Origin of the sequence: Micavibrio aeruginosavorus EPB (assembly GCF_000348745.1) — a bacterium.
GTDB classification, from domain to species: Bacteria; Pseudomonadota; Alphaproteobacteria; order Micavibrionales; family Micavibrionaceae; genus Micavibrio; species Micavibrio aeruginosavorus_A.
In genome coordinates, this window is sequence record NC_020812.1 from 681,708 (window position 1) to 697,606 (window position 15,899).

Below are 15,899 nucleotides of genomic sequence, written 5' to 3' on the forward strand. Positions count from 1 at the left end.
ATTACAGTTTTAAAACGGCGCGTCTGATGCTCTCTTCAAAATTATGATCAGAACAGTCAAAAGTCATTTTCCGCGCGTGTCCGCTGACGCTGCGGGCACGTGCGGCAAGGCGGAAGCATTCGGCGATGTGGGCGGCTACGGCATTGGTCGCGTTCAATGGCCGATAATGCTCTCTCTGTAACGGGGTCGCATCGTCCATATCTTCGATAATTTTTACGTATCCAAATTTTTGTAATTCTTGATAGCTGGTCCGCGCGCGATGGTCGCCCTGGCTAAGATAGATGGGGCGGCCGTTTGTGATGGCTTCGGACAGCATGGATACGGATTGTCCCAAAAGAATCGCGTGATCGGCAATGCTCAAAAGCCCCTTGTAAGGGTTAAACTTGGTTGCATTTTGTGCGCGGTTTGATGAAATGATGCGAACGCGATCGTAAATATTGTCGTTGGCCAGAGCCTTTTTAAACGCCGATACCAGCAATCCTTGCTGTTTTTCCAAGGTGCGTTGGGCGGCGCAGAAATACACAATTGTTTTGTCATTATGGCGGCAGAGCTTGGCCAGTTTTTGAATGGCATTTTTATGTTCAAATATTGATGCGCTGGCCAAAAATACAGCAACAATCGGAGCGTCCAGTTTCCTGTGGCGACGGTGCAAATCGCGTCCGGCATCTTGCAAAATCTCCGCCGTCAAATGATGGGGCGCTATCTCTCTCAAAAGCGGATTGGAAATTTTCTTGCTATGATTTTCGTTGATGGCGGTCACTTGCATGGTTGGTGCTTTGGAAAGGAGAGCGACAGCCTCTGCTGATCGTGTGCCCAGAATAATATCGGGGTTGCCATGGATTTTGGCCAAAGAAGACAGGCGTTTTTTTAAATCTTTTGTATGTGGGAATGTGCGGTCGAGCATATCTTGATCAACATACAAAATTTCTGCGCCCAGATGTTCGGCCAGGCGCTGACCAATGCCAATGGTCCCGTGGGTGTCGCCGCGATACGGTTGATTGGGGCCGACATAGATCCACACGCGGGGCTTCCCATCGGAATTGTTCAGGCGCACGGTGGCGTATCGCATGATGGTTGCGGCATAGGCCTCGCGATCATCGCGGTCGAACCGGGCCATCATGCGTGTTAGTGCGATGGAGAATTTTGTTTTCAGCCCGCCGGCCTGTACGGAATCATTATCATTGGCCGCGCCGGGGGCGGGGCCAATGGTGGATTCTGGTGTGTTGCCGTCCCACGTATTGGTCATGGGGCAGGGCTCCTTTGCATTCAATCAGAGCATTAAGTTATGGAAATTTATAGCGGAAATGCATTCGCCACGCAAACTTTGGTGAAAAGGGCGGAAAATCGCCCCTGTCGGGCGGGTAAAACTGTGCCATAATAAGGGGATGGACCGTCTCGCCGAACAAGCCGAAGCTTCAATCTCGATCCTGCCCGACTATCAGGTCTGTGGGCGGGTGACGAAGATTCTTGGGCTTTTGGTGGAAATCGCCGGGTTTGGGTCGGACCTGACCATCGGGTCGCGGGTCCGTCTGCACCCGGCGCATGCGCCATCCGTGCCGTGCGAGGTGGTGGGGTTTAAGGATGGCCGGGCCTTGCTGATGCCCTTTGGCAATTTGGATGGGATTGGTCTGGGCAACCCGGCGGAGATTGAAGGGCGCAAGCCCGTCATTTGCCCGGATGATCGCTGGCTGGGCCGTGTGATCAATGGCATGGCGCAGCCGATTGATGGCAAGGGGCATTTGCCGATGGGCGGGCACCCTGTGCCGTTGCGCAATACGCCGCCGCCGCCGCACAGCCGCCAGCGCATGGGCGAGAAACTGGATCTGGGCGTGCGCGCCGTGAACACATTTACGCCCGTTTGCCGTGGACAACGTATGGGCATCTTCGCCGGGTCCGGTGTGGGTAAATCCGTTTTGCTGTCGATGATGGCGCGGTATACCGAGGCGGATATTTCCGTGATTGGCCTGATCGGTGAACGGGGCCGCGAGGTTCAGGAATTTTTGGAAGACGATCTGGGCCCCGATGGTCTGGCGCGATCCGTTGTGATTGTCGCCACCGGGGACGAGCCCGCATTGATGCGGCGGCAGGCCGCGTACACCACATTGGCCGTGGCCGAATATTTCCGCAGACAGGGAAAACAGGTTTTGTGCCTGATGGATTCCGTCACACGGTTTGCCATGGCGCAACGTGAAATCGGCCTGAGCGCGGGCGAGCCGCCAACATCCAAAGGCTATCCACCGACGACGTTCGGCGAACTGGCCCGTTTGCTGGAACGCGCGGGGCCGGGCGGCCCGGGTGAGGGATCGATTACAGGGTTGTTCTCCGTCCTGGTCGAGGGGGATGACACCAACGAACCCATCGCCGATGCCGTGCGTGGTATTATCGACGGTCACATCGTGATGGAACGCGCCATTGCCGACCGCGGGCGTTATCCGGCCATTAACGTGTTGCGGTCTGTATCGCGGGCGTTGCCACGGGCGTTGAACGACGAACAGAACGCCATTTTGAAACGCGCGAAACAGGTCATTACCAGTTATGAGGACATGGCCGAGCTGATCCGTCTGGGCGCATACCGCAAGGGCACGGACCCGAAGGTGGATGAAGCCATCGATCTGTATCCAAAAATGGAAGAATTTCTGGCGCAGAACAAAGACGATCATACTACCATTGTCGAGGGCTTTGCCCGGATGCAGGAGATGTTGACATCCGCCGCTCCGGCCCGCGGTCGTCGGTTTTAAGGGCGGGTAGGGTATGGCCGATCTCAACCCCCTGATCCGCTGGCGCAAATACGTCATCGATGAAAAGCAGAAAGTCCTGTCCAGCCTGTATCGCGAGGCGGAAAACCTGCAACAAAAACGCGATAAAATGGAATCCGATCTGGCCCACGAAAAAGAACTGGCCAGCAACAGCGAAGTGACCGAGGCCACAACCTATTACGGCCGTTATGCCGAAGTCCAGCGTAAGAAGATTGCGCAGATGGATGGTGCCATTGCCAAAATCAATGCCCGGATCGAACGGGCGCAGGATGAAATTCGCGCCGCCTTCGCCGATTTAAAGAAGGTGCAAATTACCCAGAAAAATCGTGAAGATCGCGAAGAGGCGGAACAAAACCGCAAGGAAACGATCATGCTGGATGAAATCGGTCTGGAAACATTCCGCCGCAATGACGAAACGAAGGAATAGAGCGACCGAAATCGCGTTTTCCTAAAACAGCGATCGGTTTTTATCCTGCGGTCCTGTGGGCTCGATGCCATTATGCGGTGTTGGCAACGCGGCCAGAGCATGGCTTCGTCGCTCCTGTACCGTTTCAAAAAGATGTTCGCCTATAAAATTAGCAATGGCCCCGCCGCGGCGTGCGGCGTTTTGCTCTGTCGGGGCATGTTGTTTGTATGGCGCAATGAAAATCGTTGCAATGACACCATTCTCCGTTCCGCGTAATTCCGCCCGCGGATTTTGGATGTCGGCGAAATGGGTGGGCATTGTGCTTGTGTCCATATGTCCGCCATGCAGGGCAATGAAATCATCAATCTTGATCAGGTTCAGGGTTTCAACACCATTCTGGATGCTTTGGTAAATATTCATCAGGTTTTGGTTGGTGATAATATGCGGGTTTGCGCCATCGTGCGGAATGACGGGCTGGATCACGGCGCGAAATTCACCGCCCCCCATATGGGCCAACACAAAATTTTCATCGGCTATGCCTTCCTTGTGCAGGGCGGCGCCGATAATTCTCTGCGCTTGATAATGCAAAACAGAATTGCTGATTTCATGGCCCAGTGTTTCATTCAGACCCGCTAGATTGTGAAAACTGACGCCCAGCGTAATCGGCGGTTCTGTCTGTCCGGTGCGGGCGTTGATATCGTCAATCACACGCAAGGCGGCCCCGGCCATGGCGGGGAAGTCCCGGGCGATCAATGTGCCGCTGGCAAAGTCGGCGGAAGGGAATTTGGTCACCTTGGCCGTCAATAGCCGTTCCTGTTCCCGTGTCAGGGTCAGGCCCTGATCCTTCATGTCTTTCAACAAATGATCATGGAATGATTGTTCAATTTGCTTCAGGGTCAGGAAATGATCCGGTTGCAATTGTGTTGCCAGCGATTCCAGTGACGGCACGGCGTTTGTATCAAGTTTGATATCGACATGTTTCTGAAACAAATCACCCATTGCGGCCATGACATGGGTGTAATGGTCGGCGGCAATATCGGGGTCGGTGTAAATGTTGGGATCCATGCTGCCCGATGGCTTCAGGGCGTTCAGGGCCGGGTTGTTCAGGCGGGCCTGGCCCAGTTCCGCCTTGGTGCGCTGAATGTCGTGATCGGCGGCCTTGATGGCCTCGCTATAGGCGTTGTGGCCGTTGGCCTTCAATTCGAAAATGGTGGCACAGGCCCCGAACCCGTTGGATCGTTCATCCAAGGGGCGTTTGGAATGGATATGATCGTGCAATCCGGCCCGGGCGGTGACGTATTCGATCTTGTCATGCACATCGGTTAACAGGGCGCGGGCTTCATCTGCTGGTAATCCGGGCAGAACGATGCGCACCTCATCCCCGCCTGTGCGCAGGGGGATCATGGATACATCTTCGCGATCACCAATATGGCTTTGAACCGTATTCGTAATGGTTTGCGCCACGATCAACGAGATGTAATCCGTCATGTTCATGGCATCACGCATGACACTGTCGGGGCTTCGCCCTTCGGCGGCTCCGATCAGGCGGGCGAAATGCTCATTCGTTCCGCGCATGTTGCTGTAATCAATTTCCATGACGCTGACGGGTTGCCCCGTTGTTTGTTCATAGAGTGCGGCCAGCCCCATGACCAAAGGGACCTTGGTTTTTTGTTGGTATCCCGTCAGTTGGTCGGGGATCATGTCATCGGCGGCATAACGGTCGGCTGCGGCAATGGCGGCATCCGGCATGTCGGGTTGTAATGTACGGATCAGATCGTTTTCAAGATCCTGCGGATCGCGATAACCATGGTCGATATACAGCGTGCGGATATGATCCAGAACCATGTTGATGTCGGCGGCATTGACGAAGATGCTGCTCTTGCGGTTCAAATCGGGGATCAGGTCGGGTAAAGGCTTTTTCTTCCCGGTCGCGGCGGCGGCCAGATTGATCAAATAATCCTGCACCTCTTGCGCGTGGGGCAGGGCGGCCAGCGATTCAATAACAACGTGTCCGGTGGCCATATACGGCGCCTCCCGTCTGATTCACGCGTATCCTATGCGGAAAAGGCTTAAAAACGGTTAAGGAACGGGAAATCAGGCTGATTCCTGCACTTCCGCGCGACGGACATCAACGCGCACCCAATCCTCGGACCGGGATTGAAAGCCCAACGCGCCCTTCATTCCGGCATTTTCCAGCGCCGCGACATACAGGCCCTTCATATGGGCCTGCATCGGCGGGCTGAAGGATTTTTCACGGGTGCGCAGGATCAGGTCGAGCCGTTTGTCCTTCATCAATCCGTCAATCTGCATATCGCCCATGCGGTCGAGGTTTAAGTCGAAAATGAAACGGGTGCTGTCGCCCTTTTTCGCATCGGAACTGTCGTCATCCTGATCGCTGTGCTGGCGGCGATAGAACATGTGGATTTTGTGAATATCGTTTTGCCACATCATGGGCAGGGTCAGGGCTTTCCAATCCTGTGTCACCGGGTCGGCATCTGTTTTTTGCAACCCGGCAATATCGCGCCCCATGCGGGTCAAGGCTTGCATCCCACGCGGATCGCGGCGCAGGGCGCTGATCGCATCATCGCCCAGCCAGCCCGCAACATCATTGGCGCGAATGGCGGCGAACAGGAACATCATGGCGGCCCCGGCCTGGGACGGGGATGCGGCGTTGGGGACCATGCGCGCGGTGGCGGCGGCCACCTGTGGTGCGGTGACGGACAATGTCTGGATCATGTCGTCCATGGCGGGCCAGTCCCAGTCGGCGAACAAGATGGATGGCGGCGTCATGCCCGCCATAATGGGGGCCGTGGTAACGGGTACACCGGGCGCGGGCATGGATGTGCCATCCGGAACCACGCCGGGCAGAGGCACAGGAACGGAACGCGGTAACAAATCCAACGTCATCCCCGTCATCGGTGCATCGCCCGCCCATTGAATCGCAAACAATTGGTTCGGCGCAATCAATGGGGCGTGCAACACGGCCACGGGGTTATTTTGCGTCGGCATGTGGCCAATAATGGTGGCTCGGGTCGTGATGGGATTGGGATTGTGCAATACCGGGATCGTGGCATCCGGTGTGATGATGGATTGCGCGGATTGCATGGGGGTTAGCCGCGCAATACCTTCGCCCGGATGGATGGCGGTGATGCGGGCATCCATCGTGTGCGGGCGCAGGGGCGGTATCGCTTGCGCCTGTGGCGTTATCAGGTTCGGCCCTGTGGGCATGGATTGCGGCATCGACACCTGGATCATGCCGGGTTGTGATTGTGGGAACAGGGGCGCGGGCCAGATGCTTCCTTGCGGCAAGGGCGTCATCGTCATACCCGGCAGGGCTGTTGGCGGTATGGATGTCGATGGTATGGCCGCCGATGATATGGCTGGGGGCGCAACGGGTACGGTGTAAAAGGTCGATTGCGCCGGCATTGCCACAGGACGTTGCGCGGACGTGGCCACAGGCATTTCCCCCACAGGAGGCAATGTGGTGATGGCAATGGGCGAAACGGATTTGATGGCGACCGGTTTCGTCGCCGGGAATGCGGGCGCCAGTGTTTGCGCGATATCCTTTGCAATGTCCTGTGGGACAACGCTGGCGCGGATCACGGGGGCGGGAAGAATTACATCCTCGGCCACGGGTAAAACAAGATCGTGCAATTGCGCGGCGGGCAGGGGCACAAGACGGATAATCACATCCGGCTGCAGCGGCGCGGGCGTTGGTGTCGCAACCGGGCGCGGTTGTTGTGTCTGGTCGAGTGTTTCGCGCAATTCCGGCGGTAATGATGGACGGGTGATGATGGGCGCGGGGCGTGGCCTGTCATCAATGGCACCATCAATCGCGGCATCATCGCCCGTATGGGGTGATGCGATGGGTGTGGCGGGTTTTGTGACCGTCGTTGTTGTTTGCTGTGGCGTGTCCGGTTTTGCTGGCGGTGCGGGTTGGTCCGGGCGTGGGGCCACTTCTAGGACGCTCACCTGCCGCGGGGGTTGTCCATCGGCGCGGGCGGGGGGGATGGTGACTTCCACTTGGGTGCCGGGGGGGAGTGAATCGCGTCCGCGCAACACCACGTCCACATCACCCTCCGCTGTACGGATTTTGGTGCTGCCGTCCTTGTTCTGGCCGACAACGACGCCGTTGATGGTTGTGGCCTGAATGCGCTGGGTCAGAGCTTGGGCAATGGCGGCGACGCGCCCTGTCACAAGCCCCAAAACGGTGGGGGTTTGGGGGCGGCTTCGGGGCGGCGACGCCCCGGGTGGCAGGGATGATGAACCCGTATCGGTCATGCCATTGCAAACTTCATAAAAAAGACGTAATCCAGAGGCTAATTTCCCCTTATTATACCACCAAATCGGGACAAAGACTGTTAACCGGGATAGGCAAAATGCACAATAATTTCAAAAGATTCGGGTTTGTTTTCATGGTATTGGCCGGGTTGGCGCTGAGCGTCCCGTCCATGGCCGAAGAAAAGGCGAAAGAGGCCGCCCCCGCCAAGGAAGCGACCAAAGAAGCCGCCAAGAGCGCGCCCGAGGACAAAACCGTTAAAATCACCGAAGCTTCGCCGGTGGAACAGGCCGAGTTCGCCGTGAACCTGTTTATGCAGGCGTGCCTGGCCAATGGCGGCGACAAAGATCGCCTGCGCAAATGGGTGAAAGAGGTGAAGTTGCCGGAAGTCAAAGGCGAAGACGCCAAGCCGTTTTTGAGCAACACGCCGTCCGGCCAAGGTCTGGCATGGTCGGCCAGCGGCAAGCAAGGCCGCTTCGTTCTGGTGTCCGAAGACAACGGGGCCTGCACCATTTATTCCCGCAAGGCTGACGAGAAGAAAGTCCACGAAATGATGAAGTGGATGAAAGACAATCTCGACAAGAACAAGGGTGAGCAAAAAATCACCTATGAACTGCGGACCGAAAATGACAAGGATCAGAAACTGAAGCGTACCCTGATTGCCGTGCGTCGCCCGGAGATGGGGAATGACATCGGCATGGTCGCCACGACCAGCACCACGCACCCGAGCCTGGCCGCGATCATCAGCATCTTCGCCATCGAAAGCGGCGCTAAGATGTAGTCATGACAACACGACGAACACGACGAGTTTTGTGCAAGTCACGTTTTCTTTCGTCGTGGTTGTTGTGTTAAAAAATAAAAACCCCCGGATAATCTCCGGGGGTTTTTATTTGTCTGTTTTGATCTTTACGCCGTTGCCGCTGCGCGGGTTTCGGCCATGTCGCGCATCACGGCGCGGGCGATTTTTTCGACGTCCTCCGCCGCTTCGGTGTTGGGGGAGCGGATCAACAACGGTGTCTGGTTGCGGATACATTCCTTCACGCGCGGATCAATCCGCACCATGCCCATCATCGGCGGGGACAGGCGCAGGAAGTTTTCGCACGCCTTCAGCAATGTTTTATAGGTGCGTTCGCCCTCGATCGTGTTCGGGGCCTGGTTCACCACGATGCCGATATTTTTCGACATGCCGGCGGCATTGCCCAGTTTGATAAAGGCGTAAGCATCGGTCAGCGACGTCGGCTCATCCGTCGACACCAGCAAGGTGCGGGTGGATGTGGCGGCCATCATACGCACGGTGCGGTCAACGCCCGCGCCCAAATCGATGATGACGACATCGTATTTATCGGCCACTTCCAGCAATTGGTCGCGCAGGAAGGTCAAACGCTGGCCCGGCAAAGCGGAGAGGGAGGCCTGACCCGAACGGCCCGCGATAATATCAAACCCGCCTTCTTCGTAACGCTGAACAACTTTGTCCAGGCCCAGACGGCCACGGATGACGTCGTTCAAATCGCGCTTCGGCATCAATCCCAATTGCACGTCGACGTTGGCCAGACCCAGATCCCCGTCGAACAGCAGGACTTTTTTGCCCTGACGCGCCAGCGCGTGGGACAGGGTGATGGAAAACCATGTCTTGCCCACGCCGCCTTTGCCACTGGCAACCGCGATAATGTTCTTGCCGCGCCGGAATGTTGGCGTGGTGGGCGTCGCTGGGTCTTTTTCAGCCGTTAACGGTGACTCGGTCATGGTTTTATCCTGCATTTACTGTCTTTTTGGGCGACGCCGAACCGGTGGTGGCCGTGGAACCACGATCCGCCGGGGCGCTGCGGGGCATCAAGATACGCGCCAGACGATCCGGCGACATCCCGAACAGGCCCTCGGCCACTTGAGATGTATTGCTGGCGTCTGCAAAAACCAGGCCACCATAATGGGCGGCGGCCAGAAGCCCGCCAATCCGGCGGGCAATATCCAATCGGGTCGATATCATCGTGCGCACGCCCAGGCTGGCATACACACGGGCCATTTCCCCGGATTCATCGGCATCAACGCCCGCGGGCATGACCAGAATGGGGTCCATGTTTGCCACGGCCATCATACGGGCTAGGTCGCGCATTTCCTGCGGGTTAAAGGGGTTCAGGCCCCCGGTATCAATCACAATCTGGTCCGCGCCGCGCACGGCGTCCATTGCCCGACCCAGATCGCGCGGGTCACGCGCTTTTTCCAGCGGGACGTTCAGTATTTTGGTAAATGCCGCCAATTGTTCGACGCCGCCCGCACGCAACGTATCGGTGGTGATAMCGGCCACTTTTTGCCCGGCCATAACCGCGCGGGTGGCCATTTTTGCCACACCCAGCGTCTTGCCCGCACCCGGCGGCCCGACCAGTACGAAATTTTTGCCGACGGCCTTCTGGGGCAGGGGGCGGAATACGTAAAGATGTTCAAGGGCTGCGACCAGCGCCTCATGCGTGTTGCCCATGCCGGCCACGGTGGCGCAGGATACGACCTGATCCGTGATTTCTTCCGGTACGGCGTGTTTGAGCATAATGTCGGTCAGCTCTTCCGCGACCGCGTTTTCGTCCTGTTCGGAATCATATTGCAACCATCCGCCATCCTGCGCCCGGCTTTGCGGGGTGGAAATGGCGGGTTCGTCCCATCCGTCATTGTGGGACTCAAACGTTTCCTGCTCCACGGCGGCGGTAACGCGCACGGACTTACCCCCGTTTTCTTCGCGGGTGGCGACGATAATGGCATCTTCTCCGAGCGTTTCGCGGATCATATGCAATGCCTCTGTCATGGTTTTGGCATAGAACGATTTAAGGCGCATGGGCGGGACCGTGAACTCTGTGATTCACTTAACGATTATATGTTTTCTAGAATCACTATTCTACAGAATAAACGTAAAGGGAGCCTAAGTGAATCCCCGGATTTGAGAAAAATGCGAGGAAAGGTGGGGCTAGTCCGGGATTTTTGCGCCCAGCCCGGTATAGGGATTCAATTTCAATGCGTTAACCAGCCCTTCAATCGCATCAATTTCATTTTGCACGGTGGTCAGGTCGCGTGGCGTCAGGGGGTGGAACAAATGGCCGATTTCAAATAATGCGCCGGGACGGGAAATGGCGAACAGGATTTCCGATCCGCGAAAGCTGGCCTCGAATTGTTTTGTGCCAATGTGATCGGCGACCGCCAGGAAAGATTCCATAAAGCCTGGATCGAGGATGTAGTGTGCTTCCAGTTGGTCCGTACCCATCACGTCGAAGCGGTTTTCAAAATCCGGGGCGGACAGGCGGACGGGTTCGAATTTGGAAAAAGCCGTGCGCCAAAATCGCCCGGCAACGCCATTGGGCATAATCACCGTATGGGCGTTCAGGGTTTTGCCGATTCCGATGCGAATCACGGCGCCATGGAACACGGTGGTTTCGGTCGTGTCGCCATCGCGGTCGCGGCTGATATCGACCAGGTTCATTTCCTGAAACGCGACGGGGACATTGGCGATGGTTCCGGTGAAGCCATCTTCAATCCCGCATCGGTCATGCGGGGGCAGAATGGCGTGGGGGGCGACATCGTCCCAGGTCATTACACCGTCGGCTTTGAATGCCAATCCTATCCCGGCGGCCAGATCGCGCATCAGGGCGGCCTTGGTCCGCTTGCGGTATTTCATGTTCATGACATGGAACAGGATCAGCGACGCAATCGCGGTCCAGAAGACAACGAACATCCACGGAAACCCGGTATCCTCCGTCATCATCAACGCGCCAATCGCGCAGAGGGCGGCAAAGGCCATCGGGGCCCCCATGACGAACACCTGCATATAACGCTGGCGTTGTTCATCCAGTGTGGCGCAGAGGGTGGTGATGTCCGGGGTTTGTGTCTGCATGTTACAGCCCGATATGGGGATTCATGTTCAACGTTTCAACAACATCGGCAACAACGGCAATATCATCAATAACCTGTTTAATGGCCAGCGTATCAATGGGGGTGTGAAGATTGCCAAATTCAAACATGTCACGGTCAAAGGCGATCGCGATGGCCAGCGTATCCTTGTAAAAACTGGCGCTGACCGATTTTGCGCCAACGGGTTGGGTGGCTTCCAAAAAACGTTCAATGAATGACGGGTCAAAGATGTAATGACCTTCGGTCCCGGATGTTGAATAAATCTGGAACTGATCCTGAAACTTTCGGCTGACCATCTTGATGGGTTTAAAGGGCAGGAAGCGTGGGTCCATGTTGGCGGCGGTTTTGCGCGTTACGTAATCACGCGAAAAGATCAAAGTGTGGTGGTCCAAACGTTTATTCAGGGGGATGATGGCGACCACCCCCTGAAACATGACATAGCCGCTGAGCCATTTGCCCCGTTCAACGTCGATATGTTTGGCGATCAATCGCGCTTCCTGAAACTGGACACGGCGTTCGCCGATGACCGCTTCGAACCCGTCTTCCACCAGCCGGATATCATAGCTGGGCAACAACAGGTGATCATACAGATCGCCCAGACGGAAAAAACCGGTGGGGTTGTATTTAATATTCAATTCTTGGGACAGGGTGAACATCAATCCGCGTTTTACGTGCCGTAAATATTTTTTCTTTTGCGCGCGTGATGCGGCAAATGTGCCAGCGGTTATGCCAGTAAAGAGTACTGTTGCCTTTGCGGTGATGTCGATGTCCAGATGGGTGCGGCCTATGAAAATGAGCCAGACAAACCCCGCTGTGATGCAGGCATACAAGATCCAGAGAGCGATGTGGCCATTGCGATGAAAGCGGCGAACGGTTTCGAAACGGTCAATTTTATGTTGGATGGTGCGTTCAATATCCTTGGCGATGTCCAGACGCTGGATATGCAAATCCATATCCTTGATCTGGTCAAAATTGTTGAACGATTGGATCAAATCTGCCCCAGCGTCCTGATCTTGGCTTTCGGATGGATTTCGTTTTGGGACATGACCACCGTTTGCGGGCGGAAACGTTCAACGATGGAACGCACATAGGGACGAATGCCGGGGGATGTCAGCATGACCGGCACTTCACCCGTTTGGGCCAGTTTTTCGTACACGCCGCGGACCGCGGTGATGAAATCCTGCAGTTGGCTTGGGGCCATGGCCAGTTGTTTTTCTTCACCATCGCCCAGCAGGGATTCGGCAAAGGCCTGTTCCCAATCCGGGGACAATGTGACCAGCGGGACCACACCATGGGCGTTGACGTTGCGTTCGCAAATCTGGCGCGCCAGACGGGACCGCACATGTTCGGTGATGATGGTGACGTTTTTGGTGTAGATGGAGGCTTCGGCAATGCCCTCCAGAATGGTGGGCATGTCGCGGACGGATACACGTTCGGACACCAGGTTTTGCAACACACGTTGCAGGCCGCTGACCGACATCTTGGTCGGAACAACATCGGCGACCAGCTTCTGGTAATCGCCCGGCAGTTCGTCCAGCAATTTTTGCGTTTCGGTATAGGACATCAGGTCGGCCATGTTGTCCTTGACGATTTCGGTCAAATGCGTGGTGACAACCGTGGGGGCGTCCACGACGGTGTAGCCACGGAAGTGGGCTTCCTCGCGGTACTGCTCGTCGATCCACATGGCGGGCAGGCCAAAGGTCGGTTCCACCGTGTTTTCGCCAGGCAGGGTGATGGCGGCCCCCGTCGGGTCCATGCACATCAGCATGCCGGGGCGAACCTCGCCACGGCCCGCTTCGATTTCCTTGATGCGCACGGTGTAGGTGTTGGCGGGCAGTTGCAAATTGTCCTGAATCCGCACGGCGGGCAGGATGTAGCCCATGTCTTCGGCCAACTGACGGCGCAATCCCTTGACCTGATCGGTCAGCTTGTTGCTGCCTTCGCCCTGAACCAGCGGAAGCAGGCCGTAGCCCAATTCCAGCCTGATGGTATCGATGGCCAGGGCTTTGGATATCGGTTCCTCCGCCACGACGCCCGGTTTGTCCGGTGCGGCGAGGGCCAGTTTTTCTTCTTCTTTCGTTTGCTGGCCGCGCATGCTGATCCAGGCCAGGCCGCTGGTCACACCACCCAGGAACAGGAAGGGCAGGGTGGGAATACCGGGCACCAGGCCGAGGGCGATGATCAAACCGCCCGTTAATCCCATGGCTTTCGGATAACGTGAAAACTGTGCCGTCAGGGCTTTGTCGGCGGCGCCTTCAACACCGGCCTTGGACACCAGCATACCGGCCGACACGGATACGATCAGGGCGGGGATCTGGCTGACCAGACCGTCACCAATGGTCAGCAGGGTATAGTTCTGCGCGGATTCGGCCATGCTCAAACCGTGTTGCGCCGTACCAATGATGATACCGGCCACCACGTTGATGAATGTAATCAGCAGGCCGGCGATGGCATCGCCGCGCACGAATTTCGCCGCACCGTCCATGGCCCCGAAGAATGTACTTTCCTGTTCCAGATTTTTGCGGCGGATTTTGGCTTCGTCTTCGGTGATCAATCCCGACGACAAGTCAGCGTCAACGGCCATTTGCTTGCCGGGCATGGCATCCAATGTGAAGCGCGCGGCAACTTCGGCGATACGGCCCGAACCCTTGGTAATAACGACGAAGTTCACAATCACCAGAATGGCGAAAACAATACCGCCGATGATGTAGTTTTCGCGGATAATGAACGTTCCGAACGCTTCGATCACATGGCCGGCGGCGGCCGCACCCTGATGTCCGTTTTCAAGGATCAATCGAGTCGAGGCAATGTTCAGACCCAGTCGCAGCGCTGTTGTGATCAGCAACACGGTGGGGAATGTTGAAAATTCCAGTGGCGTGCGGATGAACAGCGCCGTCATCAGAACCAGAACCGAGAAGGTGATGGACAGCGACAGCCCCATATCCAGGATAAAGGGTGGCAGCGGCACCAGCATGAACATCAGGATGATGATGATGCCAAGCGCCAGCAACGCATCCCCGCGCAGCACCGATCCGGCCGCACCCTTGGCGCGGCCAACATTCAACGAAAAATTCGACGGTGCATCAGCCATGAACAAACAGCCCAGAGGGGAAAGCGTATTACACAAAAAACACCCGGCCCGACCCCCGATTTGGGGCGGGCAGGTGTTCATAATATTTTACGCAGGGTGGGGGGAACATGCAAACCCTGATCCGCGGATTTCGGTGTTAAACACTTGTCATTCTGCGGTTTTCGATTAGGATTCGGGGATGATTTCCGCATCGTCCCTGCTTCGTTTTCCGTATCGTGGTTTTGCCCGTGTTGGCCGCCTGGTTTTATTGCTGGGCGTGGCCGGGGGCGTGATGTCCGCGTGTGTGACGACGAATGTCCGGTCGCTGAAAGTCAGTGGTTCGGATTTCAACAGCTATCTGGCGCGGGAGTACCAAGCGTTGGCCGGGATGGAGCAGGAGGGCGGGGATCGCGATCTTTCCACCCATTTTGCCCGCAAGGCCTTTGCCGCGGCGAAGGCGAAACCTGTGGCGCGGGATATCGTCGACCCCAATATCATCCCCGTATCCCTGACCCCCGAATTGGATCAGGCGGCGATGGCGTTGGATGAAGCCCTGTCCATCATGCGGGGGATTGGCAATGATAACGCTCTGGCCGTGGCGCAGGTCAGTTTCGATTGCTGGGTCGCGCAATCCGCGATGCGACAGGACGTGTTATCGGTCATTGCCACATTGCCCTGTCGCGATCAATTCAGGAATGCGATGCAAAGCCTGTCCGGCGATGTCGATCAGGCGGCGGTGCGCACCGCTGTGTACTTTGATGCCAACAGCATTGTGATCAATGAACCGGCGCGTGTTGTGTTGATGGATCTGGCCATGGCCATGCGTCACCGACCGCATTGGACGCTGGATTTATCCGGTGTCACCGATACCAGCGGGCGCAAGAAGGCCAATCCGTCATTGTCCATGCGCCGGGCGATTGCCGTGCGGAATGCGTTGGCGCAAATGGGGATTGATCCCGACCGTATTGCGGTTGAAAACGAAGACCATGCCGACACGTTGCTGGGGGATAACGATACAGAAACGGGGGATCACGCGGAAAATCGTCGCGTTGATATTGTCGCCACACCGTCATTTGGGTTTACGGGATAAAAAAAGCGGGGCCGATGGGCCCCGCTTTTATATTCAATGCGGCACGATTAGTGTGCAGCGCCTTCTTCAGAAACCGGAGCTTCAACCGGGGCAGCTTCTTCAGCGGCCGGGGCTTCCATTGCCGGAGCTTCCATTGCCGGGGCTTCCATCACAGGAGCTTCCATAGCCGGAGCGGCGTTTTCAACGGCTTCCGGTTGCGGCATGTCGATGCCCATTTCAGCGTTGCTCGGTACAGCGTCAGCAGCCGGGGCGGCTTCTTCCGTTGCGGTGGCGTCAGCCGGAGCGGCGTCTTCTTTTTTGTTGTCGCAGGCGGCCAGGGCCAAAGCCGGCAGGATCATTGCGCTCAGCATCAGTGTGCGGAAGTTGGTCATGATTATGTATCCTTGTCAGTCGTTTTTAGGTTGTTTTTG

General features: G+C 56.6%; 13 protein-coding genes. 4 read left to right on the top strand and 9 right to left on the bottom strand.

The genetic code is table 11. From position 1 onward, the window contains the following. Window position 1: 1 nt before the first annotated feature. The gene (locus tag A11S_RS03170; RefSeq protein WP_015467038.1) at window positions 2–1,246 is read right to left on the bottom strand and encodes an ELM1/GtrOC1 family putative glycosyltransferase; all 1,245 of its coding nucleotides are present in this window, start codon (window positions 1,244–1,246) and stop codon (window positions 2–4) included. Between the two features lie 139 nt (window positions 1,247–1,385). Between A11S_RS03170 and fliI the strand changes: the two genes are divergently transcribed. Both fliI and A11S_RS03180 read left to right on the top strand, forming a co-directional pair. Further along, entirely contained in the window at window positions 1,386–2,738 is a 1,353-nt protein-coding gene (fliI, locus tag A11S_RS03175) for a flagellar protein export ATPase FliI (RefSeq protein WP_015467039.1), read from the top strand. A gap of 13 nt (window positions 2,739–2,751) precedes the next feature. After that, window positions 2,752–3,183, top strand: a complete 432-nt coding sequence (locus A11S_RS03180; RefSeq protein WP_015467040.1) for a flagellar FliJ family protein — start codon at window positions 2,752–2,754, stop codon at window positions 3,181–3,183. A 21-nt stretch (window positions 3,184–3,204) separates the two neighbouring features. Here A11S_RS03180 and A11S_RS03185 read toward each other — a convergent pair whose 3' ends face one another. Both A11S_RS03185 and A11S_RS03190 read right to left on the bottom strand, forming a co-directional pair. Next, on the bottom strand, window positions 3,205–5,184 hold the full coding sequence (locus A11S_RS03185; protein WP_015467041.1) for a hypothetical protein: 1,980 nt from the start codon (window positions 5,182–5,184) through the stop codon (window positions 3,205–3,207). Between the two features lie 72 nt (window positions 5,185–5,256). Next, window positions 5,257–7,443, bottom strand: a complete 2,187-nt coding sequence (locus A11S_RS03190; protein ID WP_015467042.1) for a hypothetical protein — start codon at window positions 7,441–7,443, stop codon at window positions 5,257–5,259. A gap of 98 nt (window positions 7,444–7,541) precedes the next feature. On the opposite strand from A11S_RS03190, the gene A11S_RS03195 reads away from it, so the two are divergent. Beyond that, window positions 7,542–8,222: an NMCC_0638 family (lipo)protein gene (locus A11S_RS03195; RefSeq protein WP_015467043.1), complete on the top strand. Its 681-nt coding sequence runs from the start codon at window positions 7,542–7,544 to the stop codon at window positions 8,220–8,222. Between the two features lie 125 nt (window positions 8,223–8,347). On the opposite strand, the gene A11S_RS03200 is transcribed toward A11S_RS03195, so the two are convergent. The 5 genes from A11S_RS03200 to flhA all read right to left on the bottom strand — a co-directional run bounded on the left by A11S_RS03200 (window position 8,348) and on the right by flhA (window position 14,420). Further along, complete coding sequence (locus A11S_RS03200; protein WP_051054910.1) at window positions 8,348–9,184, bottom strand: MinD/ParA family protein; 837 nt, start codon at window positions 9,182–9,184, stop codon at window positions 8,348–8,350. A gap of 4 nt (window positions 9,185–9,188) precedes the next feature. Further along, entirely contained in the window at window positions 9,189–10,262 is a 1,074-nt protein-coding gene (locus A11S_RS03205) for a flagellar biosynthesis protein FlhF (RefSeq protein ID WP_015467045.1), read from the bottom strand. Window positions 10,263–10,391: 129 nt separating this feature from the next. Further along, complete coding sequence (locus tag A11S_RS03210; protein WP_015467046.1) at window positions 10,392–11,312, bottom strand: DUF3137 domain-containing protein; 921 nt, start codon at window positions 11,310–11,312, stop codon at window positions 10,392–10,394. Between the two features lies 1 nt (window position 11,313). Next, window positions 11,314–12,321 carry a DUF3137 domain-containing protein gene (locus A11S_RS03215; protein WP_015467047.1) on the bottom strand — a complete coding sequence of 336 codons (1,008 nt, stop codon included), beginning with the start codon at window positions 12,319–12,321 and terminating at the stop codon, window positions 11,314–11,316. Continuing rightward, window positions 12,318–14,420 (bottom strand): flagellar biosynthesis protein FlhA, encoded by a 2,103-nt coding sequence (gene flhA / locus A11S_RS03220; RefSeq protein ID WP_015467048.1) that lies wholly within the window; start codon window positions 14,418–14,420, stop codon window positions 12,318–12,320. Before flhA ends, A11S_RS03215 begins: the two co-directional genes overlap by 4 nt. Before the next feature lie 178 nt (window positions 14,421–14,598). Between flhA and A11S_RS03225 the strand changes: the two genes are divergently transcribed. Next, complete coding sequence (locus tag A11S_RS03225) at window positions 14,599–15,489, top strand: OmpA family protein (RefSeq protein ID WP_015467049.1); 891 nt, start codon at window positions 14,599–14,601, stop codon at window positions 15,487–15,489. 47 nt (window positions 15,490–15,536) lie between these two features. On the opposite strand, the gene A11S_RS03230 is transcribed toward A11S_RS03225, so the two are convergent. Next, window positions 15,537–15,860: a hypothetical protein gene (locus tag A11S_RS03230; RefSeq protein WP_015467050.1), complete on the bottom strand. Its 324-nt coding sequence runs from the start codon at window positions 15,858–15,860 to the stop codon at window positions 15,537–15,539. Window positions 15,861–15,899: the final 39 nt, after the last annotated feature.